The following is a 16,273-nucleotide window of genomic DNA, read 5'->3' as shown; positions in this document are numbered from 1 at the left end:
GGGTGCCGTTTTTTATTTCTTTTCTCGAAGAAAATTATGCCTTATTCCGTAATTTTCTTACCCAAAACAAAAAAAGTTTGTTAATTTATTGCGTAGAAGATACGCAATGCAAACGTTTGCTTTACCATAAAAGGCTCAGTTATTACACGTTTCGCTTGATGTTCGCTTCATTTGCCCACCTTCCCATATTTAAGGACGAGAATAATGGCCAAAGTTTCACTGGAAAAAGACAAAATTAAAATCCTACTCCTTGAAGGACTTCACCCATCATCAGTTGAAGTGCTGCAAGCTGCTGGCTATAGCAACATCGAATACCACAAGGGCTCCTTAGAAGAATCAGAATTGCTCGAAGCGGTGAAAGATGTTCACTTCATTGGTATCCGTTCACGCACAAACTTGACGGAAGAAGTCATCAACGCGGCAGAGAAACTGGTCGCAATCGGCTGCTTCTGTATCGGTACCAACCAAGTCAACCTGAATGCAGCCGCCAAACGCGGTATTCCAGTGTTCAATGCACCGTTCTCCAATACTCGTAGTGTGGCTGAGCTGGTTCTGGGTGAAATCCTATTGCTGCTGCGTGGCATTCCAGAGAAAAACGCCCTGGCTCATCGCGGTATCTGGAAGAAAAGCGCCGACAACTCTTACGAAGCTCGTGGTAAACGCCTAGGTATCATCGGTTACGGCCACATCGGTACTCAGTTGGGTATCATTGCGGAGAACTTGGGGATGCACGTGTACTTCTACGACATCGAAAACAAACTGTCGTTGGGCAACGCTACTCAAGTGCACACCATGAGCGAGCTACTGAACAAATGTGACGTGATTTCGCTGCACGTCCCAGAAACACCAGAAACCAAGAACATGATGGGCAAAGACGAATTTGCACGCATGAAACCCGGTTCAATTTTCATCAACGCCGCACGCGGCACCGTGGTCGACATTCCAGCGTTGTGTGATGCGATGGAATCGGGTCATCTGGCTGGCGCGGCCATTGACGTATTCCCAACAGAACCTGCGTCCAACAAAGAAGCGTTTGAATCTCCGCTGATGCAATTTGACAACGTGATCCTGACACCGCACGTAGGCGGCTCCACTCAGGAAGCACAAGAAAACATCGGGATTGAAGTGGCTGGCAAGCTGGCGAAATACTCAGACAACGGGTCAACGCTCTCAAGCGTTAACTTCCCTGAAGTGTCGCTGCCAGAACATCGTCAAGCGTCTCGTCTGCTGCACATTCACGAGAACCGTCCCGGTATTCTGACGCAAATCAACACCATCTTTGCGCAAGACGGCATTAACATTGCCGCGCAGTACCTGCAAACCTCAGCCAATATTGGTTATGTGGTGATTGACGTTGAAAATGCGCGCTCAGAAGAAGCCCTCGCGAAACTGAAAGGGATCGACGGCACCATTCGCGCGCGTATCCTGCACTAAGCGCCCCGCCAGCGGCGTATCAACGCCGCTTGGCTAAAAGCAAAAAAAACCAGCCATTCGGCTGGTTTTTTTTATGTGAGTCGCGAGCATGGGTTAACCACGTAGCGCACGTTCACCGCGTGCAATACCAACCACTCCACTGCGAGCAACTTCAATCACATCGGTCACTTCCGCAATCGCATGGATAAACGCATCGAGTTTTTCACTCGCGCCTGCAATTTGCACCGTGTATTGCGAAGCCGTCACATCAACGATTTGGCCGCGGAAGATATCCGCCGTGCGCTTAACTTCCGCACGCGCAAAACCGCTGGCTTTGACTTTTACCAACATCAGTTCACGCTCAATGTGGTCAAACTCCGTCACATCTTGCACTTTCAGAACATCAATCAGTTTGTGCAACTGTTTCTGAATTTGCTCCAACTGCATGTCGCTTGACGTTGTGGTGATGTTCAAGCGTGACAAGGTTTCATCGTCTGTCGGTGACACGTTGAGGCTTTCAATGTTGTAACCGCGTTGAGAGAACAACCCCACCACACGAGACAACGCACCCGGCTGGTTTTCTAGCAGTATTGAAATAATGTGTTGTCTCATCTTAAGTACGCTCCGTTTTGCTCAACCACATTTTGTCCATCCCCTCGCCTTTGATCTGCATTGGGTAGACGTGCTCCGTTTCATCGACGTTGATATCCACAAAGACCAGGCGATCTTTCATCTCCAATGCCTGTTTCAACCCAGATTCCAATTCATCTGGTGTTGAGATGCGGATCCCCACGTGACCGTAAGCTTCTGCGATCGCTGCAAAATCAGGCACAGAACTCATGTATGAGTTGGAGTGACGCCCCTGATAAATAATATCTTGCCACTGTTTCACCATGCCAAGGAAACGGTTGTTCAGGTTGATGATTTTCACCGGAATATCGTACTGCAGCGCAGTCGACAACTCTTGAATGTTCATCTGAATACTGCCGTCACCCGTCACGACGACCACTTCTTCATCCGGCATTGCGAACTTCACGCCCATACCCGCAGGCAGACCAAAGCCCATGGTGCCAAGGCCACCTGAGTTGATCCAACGACGCGGTTGATTGAACGGATAGTACAACGCTGCAAACATTTGGTGCTGGCCCACATCAGACGCCACATACGCATCGCCATTGGTGAGCTTGTGTAAGGTTTCAATCACTTGCTGAGGTTTGATGCGCTCAGATGAGGTTTCATACGCCAAGCATTGACGTTCACGCCAACTTTGAATCTCACTCCACCAATGATCCATGGCTTGTTCATCGTTGCGCGTGTCGAGATCCGCCAGCAGTTTGAGCATGGTTTCCAGCACTTGATCTGCCGACCCCACGATCGGGAGATCCACTTTGACGTTCTTCGAGATCGACGATGGATCGATATCAATGTGCATCACTTTTGCATTCGGGCAGTATTTTTCGAGGTTATTGGTCGTGCGATCGTCAAAACGCACGCCCACACCAAAGATCAGATCAGCGTTATGCATCGCCATGTTGGCTTCATACACACCGTGCATCCCCAACATGCCTAGGAAATTCTTGTGGGTGCCCGGAAACGCGCCCAACCCCATCAAGGTACTCACGACGGGCAGATTCAAGGCCTCTGCCAGTTTGAAAATTTGCTGATGCGCTTCAGAAATGATGGCGCCGCCGCCGATGTACAGCACCGGTTTTTTGGCGTCCAACAACGCTTTGAGTGCTTTTTTGATCTGACCTTTATGACCCGATGTCGTCGGGTTGTAAGAGCGCATTTTGACCGATTCTGGGTATTGGTACGGGAGTTTGATCTGCGGATTCATCACATCTTTGGGCAAGTCGATCACGACCGGACCAGGACGGCCAGTTGATGCGATGTAAAATGCTTTTTTGATCGTTTCAGGGATATCTTCCGCTTTTTTCACCAAAAAGCTGTGTTTTACGATCGGACGTGAGACGCCGACGATATCACACTCTTGGAACGCGTCATTACCGATCAGATTGGTCGCCACGTTACCCGAGATAACGATCATCGGAATGGAATCCATGTAGGCCGTCGCAATACCGGTGACGGTATTGGTGGCACCAGGACCAGAGCAAACAAGCACCACGCCCGGCTTGCCGGTTGCGCGAGCGTAACCATCGGCCATGTGGGTTGCCGCTTGTTCATGACGAACGAGGACGTGTTTGATTTTGTCGGTTTTTTCGTGGAGGGCGTCGTAGATATCAAGAACGGAACCACCGGGGTATCCAAAAATTTGCTCTACGCCTTCTTCGATCAGAGATTGAACCACCATCTCTGCGCCGGATAACATTGCCATATTTTCTCCTTACCAGAGCCGAACACAAGGTCAGTCAACGGTTCTGGTTATACATAGTTAGGGCTTATTCGTAGCCTAATTCGAAAACTCTCCGCTTTCGGCTATGTCCCGCACTTGTCATAACAAGCGCTAAGGTAACGCAACAACTGTAACGCTTTATTTTCATCAGGTCTAACGGCGAAAATGGCGCATTATTAATAAGATATGGCAAAAAAACGGATATTAAGTATTCAATTCCAAATGTAGGAGCAGAATTAGGCGAGAGAACAATGAAGTGGATAAAAAAAAGTGGAATATTTTGTCGAGGGGCAATTAAAACCACAGAAAATCGCAGAGTGATTCAATTTTTCAGCGCTAGAAAAACAAACATCCCCGCGAGGGTCACTCTGCGAGGATGTCGTTTATCACCATGGCGGCCAAAGGCACTTAAGAGTGTTTATCTTTTGGGCGGTCTTGGTACATTTCTTCGATTTCGTGCTGATAACGGTCATGAATGACTTTTCTACGCAGTTTTTGCGTTGGTGTCAGTTCGCCATCATCCATGGAAAAGGCTTTTGGCAGTAGCTTAAACCGCTTCACTTGCTCAAACTTCGCCAAGCCATGTTGCAACTCATTCACCCGCTTTTCAAACATCTCGATGATCTGGCTGTGTTTCAACAGTTCCAAGCGATCGTGGTATTTGATGTTCAGCTCTTTGGCATGCTCTTCAAGCGCATCAAAACACGGCACAATCAGTGCCGAGACAAACTTACGTGTGTCGGCAATCACCGCAATCTGTTCCACAAAATGATCTTTGCCAATCGCGCCTTCAATCACCTGCGGCGCAATGTATTTGCCGCCAGATGTTTTCATCAGCTCTTTGATGCGATCGGTAATAAACAAATTCCCCTGCTCATCGATATGACCCGCATCGCCCGTTTTCAAGAATCCATGTTCATCAAACGTCTGCGCGGTTTCTTCTGGCATTTTGTAGTAGCCACGCATCACCATGGGGCCACGCACCAGAATTTCGTTGTTCTCACCAATTTTCACTTGAGCGCCCGGCATGGTCATGCCGATCGAGTCTGGGTCAAAACACTGGTCATCCCAACACGAAATCGTCGCGGTGGTTTCGGTCATACCGTAGCCCAATTTGACATTGATGCCGATGGCATGGAAAAAACGGCCAATGGTTTCATCCAACTTCGCGCCACCGCACGGCATAAAGTTAATGCGCCCTCCCAGCAGCCCACGCAGTTTGCTGAGCACCAATTTGTCGGCCAACTGATGGCACTGTTTCAGCGCCCAAGATGGCGTGCGTTTTTCCTGATGACAGCGCGCCATTTTAGCGCCCATGTTCACAGACCATGTAAACATCACTTTGCGGTGCAATGGCGCACGCGCCACTTTTTCGTGGATCGCCGAGAAGATTTTCTCGTAGAAGCGTGGCACTGCGCACATGACGGTAGGACGAACCTGACTCAGTGCGTCACGGACCTGACCAACATCTTGCAAATAACAGTTGGTCGCGCCTTTGTAGAGCACGTAAAAACTCCAGGCGCGTTCAAATACATGAGACAGCGGTAGGAAGCAGAGCGAGACATCGTCTTGGCTCAAGTTCAGACGTTGATCGTGCCCTTCGAGCTGCGCGCCAACGTTGCGATAATCGAGCATCACACCTTTCGGCTTGCCCGTGGTGCCGGAGGTATAAATCAGGGTAAACAGGTCATCATCATTGGCCTGTTCCAAACGCTCATCGAGCAGTTCGCCGGATGTATTCTCGCCCAAAGCAACAAACGCCTGCCAGCTCATGGCGAAATCACAGTCGCCAAGCGCAATCGCATCGCTCATGGCCACGATCAGCTGCAGCTGATCGCATTGTTCAAACATGGTCACCGCCGCATCAAACTGCGGCTGTTCGCCAACAAACAGCACTTTGACATCCGCATCTTGCAGAATGTAAGCCGCTTGTTCAGCAGTATTGGTTGGGTAAATCGGCACGGTCACCGCTCGAATCTGCAGTGCAGCAAAATCGGCGATCGTCCATTGTGGCATGTTGTTGGAAAAAATCCCGATCTTGTCCTGAACATCCAGCCCGAATGCCAGTAACGCCATCGACATTGCATCCATCTCTTCACCGAACTGAGTCCAGCTGATGCCTTGCCATTCGTTGTCCACTTGATGTTTCAACGCGATACGACTACCGCCAAGAGCAACCTGCTCTCGAATGCGTTTAACGATATGAAAATCTAAATTGGCCATCTTCTTTACCTATAGCTTACACATGTAAGCTCTTTTGAGCGCACAAGTGTACATTCAGTGATAAAAAAGGCAACTGACAGATGTCATAGTTATGGATGAAAGTCTGGCGTGAGCGCAATAAAAAAGCCTTAGATCGGGGCAACCCAATCTAAGGCTAAATAAAGAGGCATTTAGTACTATTTGAATGCAACCACTTCGCCGCAGATCATCATCAATTGATCGCGCAGCCAGATGTGGCCTTTGTCTTTTTCACTCGATTCATGCCAGCTCAGGTAACCGCTGATGTTGCCGTTATCGAATGGGAATTCGAGCACTTGCAGCTGATCTTTGTTGGCAGCGTTTTCAACCATCCAACGAGGTGCAATGGTCACCAACTCAGACTGACCAACCACGTACAGCACGTTGCTTAGGCTCGTACCTTCGTAGCTTGGTTGGCAGTCAAGGTCACGATACGCTTGCTCAGAGAAGCTGCGTTGACCATGAATTTTTGACAATTTTGCATGTTGCTCATTCGCTAGCGCTTCTGGGCTCACGGCACCTTGAATGCGTGGGTGCGATTTCGCCGCCACTACCACCAATTCGTCTTGGAAGATTTCAGTGCTTGAGAAACCTTGCTCATCAAAACGAGCGTAATCAATTACAAAATCAATTTCTTGGTAGCGCATACGCTCCGCCAGTTTACGGTCGAATTCTGCATCCAAGTGCAGTTGCACGTTCGGTGCTTGTTCGTAAATGCTGGACATGATTTTAGGTGCAAAACGAATGTCACATGGGCTGCAGATCGCCAACTTGAACAAACGTGTTGACGTTTCTGGTGAGAACACCGAACTTGGCAGCTCATTGCGAATCAATTGCAGCGCTTGGCGAATCGGACCAAACAGTTGACGCGCACGCTGAGTCGGTTGAATCCCGCGACCTTGGCGCATAAACAGTTCGTCGTTAAACATCACTTTTAAACGCGCAACGGCGTTACTCACTGCTGGCTGTGACATTCCCAAGTTGTGCGCTGCACGGGTAATATTTTGCTCTTGCATTACTGCATCAAACACAGTCAGTAGGTTGAGGTCCACACCACGCAGTGTACTCTCCATTCGATAGCTCGCAATCGCGCTCATCGGATCTTTTTTGTCTAACATTAGGCACGCCTCTTATTTTTATTCTGATATCTGTCGCCGGAGACCCAACGACATAAATGATTTCGGTTGGCGAATAGATAACCGTCGTTTGTAGTATTTATTACCCGGATACTTCCAAGGGGTACGCTACTATCAACCATTCATTTATCGAATAGCAATAAGATTGATAAAATCTCAGTTTATTTTACCAAGCACCAAAAAAATCCAATATTTTTCAATGATTTGATGTTTTATAAAAAAACATAAAAAATCACTTTTATGCTATTTTTACAAAACATTGACGAGATTAATACATAGGATTATGCGCGAAACCTAATATTCACATGCGCTATGAGAGGTGAGCAAGTTAATCGACAGCATCATTAGTTTGTCGAAACGTAACTGGGGAAGTCAACTTGTTGCCACAATGTGTTGCATAGCTCAGAATGATCATCCCAGCGTCCCTTCATCACCCATTCTGTTATCGCACTGGCAACGTTTGGATACACGACGCGTTCTGCTTGTTTTTCATCCAACCATTTGCTGACAGCCGACGCATCCAGAAAGTCCATCACAGAGGCCAACCCCAAAATATCGAGGGTAGCCACATTACTCTGCTGCTCAAATTGGCCATTGAGTGGCTTGAGCAACAACTTTTTCCCCAACGACAACGCTTCGGAAGGCAATTCAAATCCACCATTGGCAATCACGCCCGCACAGCATTGAAGATGCTGATGAAACTGCGCGTGACACAACGGGCGAAGCTCCACGTTTTCAATCAACTCCGCTTCAATGACGTGAGGGTGATAGAAAACAAAGTGTTGATTTACAAAGCGAAAAAGCATTTCACACACCTGTTCAATCTGCTCAAATGGCAAGTACACCAAAATGTAATCTTGGTTGACATTGGCCGTGTCCGCGGTGTGAACAATCGGTGGCAGAATCGGCTGATCGAAGTGATACCAATGCAATCCTAAGTGATAATCGGCGGGTGCAAAGCGCTGCATGATGAGCTTATCCAACCACGTCGCCCCTTTGAGCGGCACGGGATAACGAAAGGCATTTTGATGACTGATCCCAATGCACGGAATACCTTGTCGCTTGGCAGCCCAAGCAGACACGGGTTCAAAGTCATTCAACACGAGGTCGTAGTCAGAGAGGTCAAGCTGTTTAATTTCTTGCCATAATTGCGCAGGACTGTTGTTAAAAGCAGTTTTGACGTAATTGACTTGGCCTTGCTGGGTTGCAAACGTCAGTCCACGGCGAGTTTGGTAGCGGCCAAAGCATTCCATCGAGAAGTATTTGCTCTCGTCGCGGCCAGAAAATAGAAAATCAACCTGAACGCCTCGTTCACGAAACGCCTCACACATCACGCGGGCACGCGTAATGTGTCCATTTCCAGTGCCTTGCACGCCATACAAAATGTTCAAGCCATCGTCTCCAACCACGTCATCGCCAACGTCGCACAGCCCATTCCCAGCAGCGCGCCAATAATCACATCCGATAAAAAGTGCACCCCAAGCAGAATTCGAGCGCTGCCAATCAGCGCCGCCCACATCAACGCGACGCCATAAATATCGGGATAACATTGACCAATCAAAGTCGCCATCACAAACGCAGCCGCCGTATGGCCAGACGGTAAACTGTAGCGATCCGAAGGGGTAATGAAAGCGGTGAGCAGTGGGGATAGCTCTTGAGGTCGGCGGCGCTGAAAACTGTTTTTCAGGCCCCAATAAATCGGCAGTTCAATCGCGAATGCGAGCAATCCCGCCAGTAAAAAATATTGCCCGTGTTGGCCATCCAGCCACCAAGCCAGAACACCAAACAACGCGTAGAGATGGCCATCGCCCGTGTGCGATACCGCTTTGCTTATCCGAGCAATGGGTTGGTTAAACTTGTGTTGTAAGCAGAAAATTGAAAAGGCTAAGTCCAGCTTAGCGATAGGCTCGATGGTACGCATCCGCATCTCCTCTCCCTGTTGAGTCTCCTATCTAGGCACAAGATAAGAGGGAGAGATGACAACTCCGTGATGCTTTGTTTGTAAATGGATGACAATTGCCGTTTATTTCACCAGCAAAAAACCATCTTCCATTAAACGAATATTGTGCTCAATGAGCCGGTCCAAAAATTCTTCATTCAGTTCAATGCCATGCACCGCAAGTAACGCTCGAGGCGCAATAAACGGAAAGACCATCAGGCTTATATAAGAGACACGACACAACTGGGGATCCGCATCGGGCCGAATCACACCCCGTTGAATCAGCTTTTGAAACATCATGTCTTGTACCGGCTTCGTCACATCCAATATAACCTTTTCGATCAGTTGGCGTTGCAGTTCAGAAGGTGGCATCTGCATCACTTGCATGATCAAACGGGGAAAATGCGGCACTTTGATCATCTCGCGATAGTAAGTACGCATCAGTTCCGTCAGGTTCTTGTGATTGCTGTCTGCCAGCAGTTGCGTGATCTGCGCTTTCATCGGCGCCAACGTTTCACGCAGCATGGTTTCAAACAAGCCGCCTTTGTTTCCAAAGTAGTAGCGAATCATGCCAATATCGACACCGGCTTTCTGGGCAATCAAGCGCGTTGAGACCTTGTCGTAGTCCATCACGGTGAATAGTTCCGTGGCTTGTTGCAACAGTAGCTCACGCACATCCGTGGGTTGTTGCGGGCGCCCCGCTTTTCTTGTACTCATGCTCGACACCGCTCTATTCATCAATCGATGAATTATAGAAGCATCTGCGGGCACTGAATAGCATCAGGATAAAAAACCGCCGACTCAGTAGAAAATACTAATTTTTACCGCGTTAAAACCAAAAGCTCTTGAGCATGAATAAAAAATCAACTTTAGGGTTGACGTGAATCAGCGAGTGCGGTACTAATTTGTTAACTTAAATTTGTGGATTGTTACTAATGACAACACGTTTTTCACTGCTCCTTAGCCTCCTCCTTATCGTGAATCCATCGCGCGGGTAGGTAGTGGCAGAAAAACACCACAACAGAATCACAAAAACCCGCACTTGATGCGGGTTTTTTTATAACTAAATCCAGGAAGTAAACGATTAACTCTCGGAATGAGGAAGCAAACATGAACGATCAGGTCATTATATTCGACACCACCTTACGCGATGGTGAACAAGCATTGTCAGCCAGCTTAACCGTCAAAGAGAAGCTGCAAATTGCTTTCGCACTCGAGCGTTTGGGCGTTGACGTGATCGAGGCAGGCTTCCCTGTATCATCACCGGGCGATTTTGAATCCGTACAAACCATTGCCAAACACATTAAAAACAGCCGTATCTGTGCCCTTTCGCGAGCCGTTGCGAAAGACATTGATGCCGCAGCTGAAGCGTTAAAAGTCGCAGAAGCATTCCGCATTCACACCTTCCTTGCTACCTCTACCATTCACGTTAAAGACAAATTGCGCCGTACCTACGACGATGTCGTCGAGATGGCGGTGAAGGCGGTGAAACACGCTCGCCAATACACTGACGATGTGGAATTCTCCTGTGAAGATGCAGGGCGCACCCCCATCGACAATCTGTGCCGCATGGTCGAAGCTGCCATTGATGCCGGTGCCAGCACCATCAACATTCCTGATACCGTAGGTTACACCCTGCCAAGCGAATTCGGTGGCATCATTGAACAACTGTTTAATCGCGTCCCCAACATCGATAAAGCCGTGATTTCCGTGCACTGCCACGATGACTTAGGCTTGTCTGTTGCCAACTCCATTGCCGCAGTACAAGCCGGTGCTCGTCAGATTGAAGGCACCATCAACGGTATCGGTGAACGTGCCGGAAACTGTGCGCTAGAAGAGATTGCGATGATCATCAAAACGCGCCAGGATTTGCTGGGCGTGACCACGAACTTCAAACACGATGAAATCAGCCGTACCAGTAAATTGGTGAGCCAACTGTGCAACATGCCGATTCAAAGCAACAAAGCCATTGTCGGCGCAAATGCCTTCAGCCATTCATCGGGCATTCACCAAGATGGCATGTTGAAGAACAAGAACACCTACGAAATCATGACCCCTGAATCGATTGGCCTGAAAAACCAAGCACTGAACCTCACCAGTCGCAGCGGCCGTGCTGCCGTGAAGAGCCACATGGATTCACTGGGTTACAACGACAACGAATACAACTTGGATGCGTTGTATGAAGACTTCCTAAAATTGGCCGACCGGAAAGGCCAGGTGTTTGATTACGACTTGGAAGCGTTGATGCACTTCTCCAACCTCCGTGAAGAAGATGATTTCTTTAAATTGAACTATCTGAGCGTGCAATCTGGTAGTGTAATGGCGACCACATCAATCAAACTGCAATGCGGCGATGAAGAGAAATGTGAAGCGGCTGTTGGGAACGGGCCGGTCGATGCGCTCTATCAATGTATTTACCGCGTCACCGGTTACGAGATCGTTTTGGATAAATTCGATCTGACAGCAAAAGGTGAAGGGGAAGATGGCTTGGGCCAAGCCGACATCATCGCGAATTACAAAGGCCGTAAATATCACGGTACAGGCGTCTCAACCGACATCGTTGAAGCCTCGGGTCAAGCGTTGCTGCATGTGATCAACAGCATTCATCGCGCCGACCAAATCGCCGAAATCAAACAGAAAAAGAAAGTCGCATCGGCGTAATCTCGCTGCGACAACAGACACAACATGAAACGAACAAACTATTTTATAAGTGAAGGAATCGCATGACAGACAAGACTTACAAGATCGCCGTACTTCCCGGTGACGGCATCGGCCCTGAAGTAATGCAGCAAGCACACAAAGTGCTGGATGCTATCGAACAGAAGTTTCAGTTAGCGTTTGTGCGTGAAGAACATGATATCGGTGGTATTGCGATTGATAACCACGGTTGTCCACTGCCCGACAGCACACTGCATGCGTGTGAAGAAGCCGATGCCGTGCTCTTTGGTTCAGTTGGCGGACCAAAGTGGGAACATCTGCCCCCGAACGATCAACCGGAACGCGGCGCACTATTGCCACTGCGCAAACACTTCCAACTGTTCTGCAACTTACGTCCAGCGCAAATTCACAAAGGGCTAGAAGCATTCTCGCCGCTGCGTGCTGACATCTCTGACCGCGGCTTTGATATTGTTGTGGTTCGTGAGTTAACCGGCGGCATCTACTTCGGCCAACCCAAAGGCCGTGAAGGTGAAGGCGCCAATGAAAAAGCATTCGACACCGAGGTGTACCACCGCTTTGAAATCGAACGCATCGCTAAAATAGCGTTTGAATCTGCTCGTCTGCGCCGCAAGAAAGTCTGCTCGATTGACAAAGCCAACGTGCTGCAAAGCTCAATTCTGTGGCGTGAAGTGGTTAGCGAAATTGCCAAAGATTACCCAGATGTCGAGCTATCACACATGTACATCGATAACGCGACCATGCAGTTGATTAAAGATCCATCCCAATTTGATGTGATGCTGTGTTCCAACATCTTCGGTGACATTATTTCTGATGAATGCGCGATGATCACAGGTTCCATGGGCATGCTGCCTTCCGCAAGCATGAACGAAAGCAAATTCGGCCTGTATGAACCTGCAGGCGGCAGCGCGCCAGATATCGCAGGTAAGAACATCGCCAACCCGGTTGCCCAGATCCTGTCAGCCGCGCTGATGCTACGATACAGCCTCGGAGAAGAAGACGCCGCGCAAGCGATTGAAACCGCAGTCAGCAAAGCACTGTCTGCTGGTCAGTTGACTGGCGATTTGGCAGGAAACAAACCAGCGCTATCGACTAGCGAGATGGGCGATGTGATCGCCGCCTATATTCAAAACGCATAATTCGCAGAGCCGGCGATGCTCCGGCTCCATCTAGCTCTTTGAGCTCAAGGAAGAAGCAATGTCACAAGCAAAAACCTTATACGAAAAAATTTACGATGCGCACGTTGTCGTGGCGGCGCAAGGCGAAAACCCAATTTTGTACATCGATCGTCACTTAGTGCATGAAGTGACTTCACCGCAAGCCTTCGATGGCTTGCGTGAAAAAGGACGCCAAGTGCGTCAGGTCGGCAAAACGTTCGCCACCATGGACCACAACGTATCCACCACCACCAAAGACATCAACGCGTCTGGCGAGATGGCGCGTATCCAGATGGAAACGCTGTCGAAAAACTGTGAAGAGTTCGGTGTAACCTTGTACGACATCAACCATAAGTATCAAGGCATCGTTCACGTCATGGGGCCAGAACTGGGCATTACGCTACCAGCAATGACGATCGTGTGTGGTGACTCCCACACCGCAACTCACGGCGCGTTTGGTTCCCTTGCCTTTGGTATCGGAACCTCCGAAGTGGAACATGTCCTGGCAACCCAAACGTTAAAGCAAGCGCGTGCCAAAACCATGAAAATTGATGTTCAGGGAAAAGTAGCGCCGGGTATTACCGCGAAAGACATCGTACTGGCAATCATTGGTAAAACCACCGCAGCAGGCGGCACAGGGTACGTGGTTGAGTTCTGCGGCGAAGCGATTCGCGATCTGTCGATGGAAGGTCGTATGACCGTATGTAACATGGCGATCGAACTGGGAGCAAAAGCGGGCTTAATTGCCCCAGATGAGACCACGTTCAACTACATTCAAGGGCGTAAGTTCGCCCCAACTGGCGCGGATTGGGATGCAGCCGTGGCCTATTGGAAAACATTTAAAACGGACGAAGACGCACAGTTTGATGCCGTGGTGACACTCAATGCCGCCGACATCAAACCACAAATCACCTGGGGGACAAACCCAGGCCAAGTGATCGCGGTCGACCAACCAATTCCGACACCTGCATCATTCCACGATCCGGTTGAGCGCGCTTCAGCTGAAAAAGCATTGGCTTACATGGGCTTGGAAGCGGGCAAAATGCTGGCCGATTACAAGATTGATAAAGTATTTGTCGGCTCGTGCACCAACTCACGTATTGAAGACATGCGCGCCGCCGCTGCCGTAGCCAAAGGTAAAAAAGTGGCAGGCCACGTTCAAGCGTTGATCGTACCGGGGTCAGAGCAAGTCAAAGCACAGGCGGAAGCGGAAGGATTAGATAAGATCTTTATCGAAGCAGGCTTTGAATGGCGTTTGCCGGGGTGCTCGATGTGCCTAGCGATGAACAACGACCGCTTAGGGCCTGGGGAACGTTGCGCTTCGACTTCCAACCGGAACTTCGAAGGCCGTCAAGGTCGTGATGGACGTACGCATTTGGTCAGCCCAGCGATGGCCGCCGCCGCCGCGATTGCAGGTCACTTCGTCGATATTCGTGAAATTAACTAAGGACAGAGGACATATTCAATGGCAGGTTTTCAACAACATACAGGCTTAGTGGTTCCTCTGGACGCAGCAAACGTCGACACGGATGCCATCATTCCAAAGCAATTTCTACAGAAGGTAAACCGTATCGGTTTTGGTCAGCACCTGTTTCACGACTGGCGCTTCCTCGACGATGCTGGCAAACAGCCAAATCCGCAATTCGTCATGAATCAACCACGTTACCAAGGCGCGAGTATTTTACTGGCGCGAGAAAACTTTGGTTGTGGTTCATCGCGTGAGCATGCACCTTGGGCACTGGCTGATTATGGTATTCGCGTCATGATCGCACCCAGCTTTGCGGATATCTTCTACGGCAACTCCATCAATAACCAGATGGTGCCGGTGCGCCTCACCGAACAGGAAGTGGATGAGCTATTTACTTATGTTCACGCCAACGAAGGCGCAGAAATCACTGTAGATCTGGAATCGATGACCGTGTCTGCTAATGGTCAAACGTATTCATTTGAGATTGACGAGTTTCGTCGTCACTGCTTGCTCAATGGTTTGGACAACATTGGTCTAACCCTGCAACATGAGAGCAAAATTGCCGATTATGAAGCGAAGATTCCAAGCTTTCTGAAATAACCATCAGGGCTGCTTTGCAGCCCTTTTTTTATCCCTGAAAGAAAGTTCAACAGCATCGGGTCTTATCAGCACGATACTAAACCGGTCCCATGTTATGAAACCTTTTATCGCCATTTTACTGTCCACACTCTCCACAACCAGTTGGGCGGCGCCTAACGCAGAGCTGTGGCCATTCTGGAACCGTAGCGCCACGACACAATCGCTGACGGTTTCGCACCAAGCCTGGCAGCAATTACTTGACCGTTACCTCATGACGCAAGGTGAAAACACCTTATTTGACTATGCAGCCGTCACGCATGCCGATCAACAATCATTGAGCCGTTACATCCAAGGCCTCAGCACGCTTGATCCTCGCCAGCTCACCAAATCTCAGCAATACGCCTATTGGGTCAACCTATATAACGCGCTCACCGTGCAATTGATCCTAGAAAATTACCCCATCTCTTCGATCAAAAAGCTGGGCGGATGGCTGAGTTTTGGGCCTTGGGATCAAGAGCTGCTCACCATTCAAGGTCAGAACATCTCCTTGAATGACATTGAGCATCGTATTTTGCGCCCTATCTGGCGCGACCCTCGCACGCACTATGCTGTGAATTGTGCCAGCTTAGGCTGCCCCAATTTGCAAAGTGAAGCGTTCACGGCTCACAACAGTGAACATCTACTGGAACGAGCAGCGCATACGTTTATTAATAGCAATAAAGGCGCACAACAAAGGGAAGAGCAGTGGGTGATTTCTTCTATTTATGACTGGTTCAGTGACGACTTTGGTTCTAAACGCGCCTTAATTCAACATTTGGCCACCTACCGCCCTGAACTCAAAGATTATCAAGGTGAGTTACGCTATGAATACAACTGGCAACTGAACGACAAAAAACACTGATAATAAAAAGCCTCGAATCATCGAGGCTTTTTATTGAGGTTTGCTATTGGATAATGCTGATCGTTCGCAAAACTTATCATCTGAAACGAGAAAGCCCCGACTTTTCAGTCAGGGCTTTGGAATTGAGCCTGGCGATGTCCTACTCTCACATGGGGAGACCCCACACTACCATCGGCGCTACTTTGTTTCACTTCTGAGTTCGGAATGGAATCAGGTGGGTCCAAAGTGCTATGGTCGCCAAACAAATTTTTTGACCGCGTATCGCGTGTCGAATAAATGGTGCTGATACCCAGAATCGAACTGGGGACCTCATCCTTACCAAGGATGCGCTCTACCGACTGAGCCATATCAGCACACGAAATCTTTTGTCCGTGGACTAAAAAAGCCCGTTTAGCAACGGGCTCTTCAAA

Annotated in this window: 13 protein-coding genes, 1 tRNA gene and 1 rRNA gene; 6 read left to right on the top strand and 9 right to left on the bottom strand. The window is 49.0% G+C overall.

The annotated features are described in order from the left end of the window. Positions 1 to 204 precede the first annotated feature (204 nt). Positions 205 to 1,434 carry a phosphoglycerate dehydrogenase gene (gene serA, locus ACF8PK_RS21750; RefSeq protein ID WP_004729184.1) on the top strand — a complete coding sequence of 410 codons (1,230 nt, stop codon included), beginning with the start codon at positions 205 to 207 and terminating at the stop codon, positions 1,432 to 1,434. A 93-nt stretch (positions 1,435 to 1,527) separates the two neighbouring features. Here serA and ilvN read toward each other — a convergent pair whose 3' ends face one another. The 7 genes from ilvN to ACF8PK_RS21715 all read right to left on the bottom strand — a co-directional run bounded on the left by ilvN (position 1,528) and on the right by ACF8PK_RS21715 (position 9,799). Then, positions 1,528 to 2,025 carry an acetolactate synthase small subunit gene (gene ilvN / locus ACF8PK_RS21745; RefSeq protein WP_004729186.1) on the bottom strand — a complete coding sequence of 166 codons (498 nt, stop codon included), beginning with the start codon at positions 2,023 to 2,025 and terminating at the stop codon, positions 1,528 to 1,530. A 1-nt stretch (position 2,026) separates the two neighbouring features. Next, complete coding sequence (locus ACF8PK_RS21740; RefSeq protein ID WP_004729188.1) at positions 2,027 to 3,748, bottom strand: acetolactate synthase 3 large subunit; 1,722 nt, start codon at positions 3,746 to 3,748, stop codon at positions 2,027 to 2,029. Positions 3,749 to 4,174: 426 nt separating this feature from the next. Further along, positions 4,175 to 5,989, bottom strand: a complete 1,815-nt coding sequence (locus ACF8PK_RS21735) for an AMP-dependent synthetase/ligase (RefSeq protein WP_392443543.1) — start codon at positions 5,987 to 5,989, stop codon at positions 4,175 to 4,177. A 176-nt stretch (positions 5,990 to 6,165) separates the two neighbouring features. Next, entirely contained in the window at positions 6,166 to 7,125 is a 960-nt protein-coding gene (leuO, locus tag ACF8PK_RS21730) for a transcriptional regulator LeuO (RefSeq protein ID WP_004729191.1), read from the bottom strand. A 362-nt stretch (positions 7,126 to 7,487) separates the two neighbouring features. Continuing rightward, the gene (locus ACF8PK_RS21725; protein WP_158140172.1) at positions 7,488 to 8,534 is read right to left on the bottom strand and encodes an MJ1255/VC2487 family glycosyltransferase; all 1,047 of its coding nucleotides are present in this window, start codon (positions 8,532 to 8,534) and stop codon (positions 7,488 to 7,490) included. Continuing rightward, positions 8,531 to 9,064: a phosphatase PAP2 family protein gene (locus ACF8PK_RS21720; RefSeq protein WP_004729194.1), complete on the bottom strand. Its 534-nt coding sequence runs from the start codon at positions 9,062 to 9,064 to the stop codon at positions 8,531 to 8,533. Before ACF8PK_RS21720 ends, ACF8PK_RS21725 begins: the two co-directional genes overlap by 4 nt. A 102-nt stretch (positions 9,065 to 9,166) precedes the next feature. Then, positions 9,167 to 9,799 (bottom strand): TetR/AcrR family transcriptional regulator, encoded by a 633-nt coding sequence (locus ACF8PK_RS21715; protein WP_041942479.1) that lies wholly within the window; start codon positions 9,797 to 9,799, stop codon positions 9,167 to 9,169. A 393-nt stretch (positions 9,800 to 10,192) separates the two neighbouring features. On the opposite strand from ACF8PK_RS21715, the gene leuA reads away from it, so the two are divergent. The 5 genes from leuA to ACF8PK_RS21690 all read left to right on the top strand — a co-directional run bounded on the left by leuA (position 10,193) and on the right by ACF8PK_RS21690 (position 15,863). Next, on the top strand, positions 10,193 to 11,743 hold the full coding sequence (gene leuA, locus ACF8PK_RS21710) for a 2-isopropylmalate synthase (protein WP_392443538.1): 1,551 nt from the start codon (positions 10,193 to 10,195) through the stop codon (positions 11,741 to 11,743). A 62-nt stretch (positions 11,744 to 11,805) separates the two neighbouring features. Then, positions 11,806 to 12,897 (top strand): 3-isopropylmalate dehydrogenase, encoded by a 1,092-nt coding sequence (leuB, locus tag ACF8PK_RS21705; protein WP_004729200.1) that lies wholly within the window; start codon positions 11,806 to 11,808, stop codon positions 12,895 to 12,897. A 58-nt stretch (positions 12,898 to 12,955) separates the two neighbouring features. After that, positions 12,956 to 14,362 carry a 3-isopropylmalate dehydratase large subunit gene (gene leuC, locus ACF8PK_RS21700; RefSeq protein WP_208550287.1) on the top strand — a complete coding sequence of 469 codons (1,407 nt, stop codon included), beginning with the start codon at positions 12,956 to 12,958 and terminating at the stop codon, positions 14,360 to 14,362. 18 nt (positions 14,363 to 14,380) lie between these two features. Then, positions 14,381 to 14,983, top strand: coding sequence for a 3-isopropylmalate dehydratase small subunit (gene leuD / locus ACF8PK_RS21695; RefSeq protein ID WP_004729205.1), 603 nt, complete (start codon positions 14,381 to 14,383; stop codon positions 14,981 to 14,983). A 94-nt stretch (positions 14,984 to 15,077) separates the two neighbouring features. Continuing rightward, complete coding sequence (locus ACF8PK_RS21690) at positions 15,078 to 15,863, top strand: DUF547 domain-containing protein (RefSeq protein ID WP_014204423.1); 786 nt, start codon at positions 15,078 to 15,080, stop codon at positions 15,861 to 15,863. Between the two features lie 126 nt (positions 15,864 to 15,989). Here the strand turns inward: ACF8PK_RS21690 and rrf are convergent. Next, a 5S ribosomal RNA gene (rrf, locus tag ACF8PK_RS21685) occupies positions 15,990 to 16,105 on the bottom strand. A gap of 35 nt (positions 16,106 to 16,140) precedes the next feature. Then, a tRNA-Thr gene (locus tag ACF8PK_RS21680) sits at positions 16,141 to 16,216 on the bottom strand. Between the last annotated feature and the right edge of the window lie 57 nt (positions 16,217 to 16,273).

The sequence above is a fragment of the Vibrio sp. CJQ_6 genome, assembly GCF_043106745.1.
Classification (GTDB): domain Bacteria; phylum Pseudomonadota; class Gammaproteobacteria; order Enterobacterales; family Vibrionaceae; genus Vibrio; species Vibrio furnissii.
Note: the sequence above shows the minus strand (reverse complement) of the source record. Positions and strands in the feature narration are given on the sequence as shown.

What these genes read in the sequence shown, in the direction of transcription:
- serA (WP_004729184.1), top strand. Translation starts at nt 205, where the DNA reads ATGGCCAAAGTTTCACTGGAAAAAGACAAAATTAAAATCCTACTCCTT.
- ilvN (WP_004729186.1), bottom strand. Translation starts at nt 2,025, where the DNA reads ATGAGACAACACATTATTTCAATACTGCTAGAAAACCAGCCGGGTGCG.
- ACF8PK_RS21740 (WP_004729188.1), bottom strand. Translation starts at nt 3,748, where the DNA reads ATGGCAATGTTATCCGGCGCAGAGATGGTGGTTCAATCTCTGATCGAA.
- ACF8PK_RS21735 (WP_392443543.1), bottom strand. Translation starts at nt 5,989, where the DNA reads ATGGCCAATTTAGATTTTCATATCGTTAAACGCATTCGAGAGCAGGTT.
- leuO (WP_004729191.1), bottom strand. Translation starts at nt 7,125, where the DNA reads ATGTTAGACAAAAAAGATCCGATGAGCGCGATTGCGAGCTATCGAATG.
- ACF8PK_RS21720 (WP_004729194.1), bottom strand. Translation starts at nt 9,064, where the DNA reads ATGCGTACCATCGAGCCTATCGCTAAGCTGGACTTAGCCTTTTCAATT.
- ACF8PK_RS21715 (WP_041942479.1), bottom strand. Translation starts at nt 9,799, where the DNA reads ATGAGTACAAGAAAAGCGGGGCGCCCGCAACAACCCACGGATGTGCGT.
- leuA (WP_392443538.1), top strand. Translation starts at nt 10,193, where the DNA reads ATGAACGATCAGGTCATTATATTCGACACCACCTTACGCGATGGTGAA.
- leuB (WP_004729200.1), top strand. Translation starts at nt 11,806, where the DNA reads ATGACAGACAAGACTTACAAGATCGCCGTACTTCCCGGTGACGGCATC.
- leuC (WP_208550287.1), top strand. Translation starts at nt 12,956, where the DNA reads ATGTCACAAGCAAAAACCTTATACGAAAAAATTTACGATGCGCACGTT.
- leuD (WP_004729205.1), top strand. Translation starts at nt 14,381, where the DNA reads ATGGCAGGTTTTCAACAACATACAGGCTTAGTGGTTCCTCTGGACGCA.
- ACF8PK_RS21690 (WP_014204423.1), top strand. Translation starts at nt 15,078, where the DNA reads ATGAAACCTTTTATCGCCATTTTACTGTCCACACTCTCCACAACCAGT.